This window comes from Micromonospora sp. NPDC003776 (genome assembly GCF_053605645.1).
Genome location: NZ_JBSGJR010000992.1, coordinates 1 through 1,101, shown reverse-complemented (window position 1 = coordinate 1,101; position 1,101 = coordinate 1). Strand labels below are relative to the sequence as shown.

Sequence of the window (1,101 nt, the reverse complement as noted above, 5' to 3'; positions counted from 1 at the left end):
CCGTGCCGCGTCCCGCTCGCCGGCCAGCTCCAGCAGGTGCGCCCGGGCCGCGTACCGGCGGGGGTCGGCGGCGACCCGGCGGTCGGTGGCGAGGGCGTCGAGCAACGCCAGACCGGCGTGCGGCCCGCGGGCCATGGCCACCGCCACGGCGTGGTTGAGCCGGACCACCGGGTTGTCGGCGAGGGTCAGCAGGACCTCGTAGAGGGCGATGATCTGCGGCCAGTCGGTGGCCTCGACGCTGGGCGCCTCGTCGTGCAGGGCGGCGACCGCCGCCTGGAGCTGGTACGGCCCCACGGGGCCGCGGGGCAACGCCGCGGCGACCAGGCGGAGCCCCTCGGCGATCTGCCCGCCCCGCCAGCGGCCACGGTCCTGCTCGGCCATCGGCACCAGCGCCCCGTCCGGGCCGGTGCGGGCCGGGGTACGCGCATCGGTGAGCAGCATCAACGCCAGCAGCCCGACCACCTCGGGGTGGTCGGTGAGCCGGTGCAGCAGCCGGGCCAGCCGGATCGCCTCGGCGCACAGGTCCGCACGGTGCAGGTACGCCCCGGCGGTGCTCGCGTACCCCTCGTTGAAGATCAGGTAGAGCACGTGCAGCACCGCGTCCAGGCGGGCGGCCCGCTCCGGGCCGGCCGGCAGGGCGAACGGCAGGCCGCTGTCCCGGATGCACTGCTTGGCCCGGGTGATCCGCCGGGTCATGGTGTCCTCCGGGACCAGGAAGGCCCGGGCGACCTCGGCGGTGCTCAACCCGCCGACCGCGCGCAGGGTCAGGGCGATCTGCCCGGCCGCCGGCAGCGACGGGTGGCAGCAGAGGAAGAGCAGGATCAGGGAGTCGTCGGCGTCCTCCGGGGGCCGGTCGGCCGGCGCGGCCAGAAACCGGTCCGGCGGGGCCTGCCGGGCGACGGCGTCCTCCCGTCGGCGCCGTGCCTGCTCGGCGCGGAGCAGGTCGGTCAGCCGGCGGGACGCGACCGTGATCAGCCACGCCTTCGGGTCCTCCGGCAGCCCGGTGCCGGGCCAGCGGGTGGCGGCCGTGAGCAGCGCCTCCTGGGTGGCGTCCTCGGCCGTGTCGAAGTGCCCGTACCGGCGCACCAGCGCGCCGAGGAC

The 1,101-nt window shown here is 77.1% G+C and carries 1 protein-coding gene; it reads right to left on the bottom strand.

The features are described from left to right. Positions 1-1,101 (bottom strand): RNA polymerase sigma factor (locus ACWEVO_RS36990; RefSeq protein ID WP_452312019.1); only part of this gene is annotated, 1,101 nt, incomplete at both ends.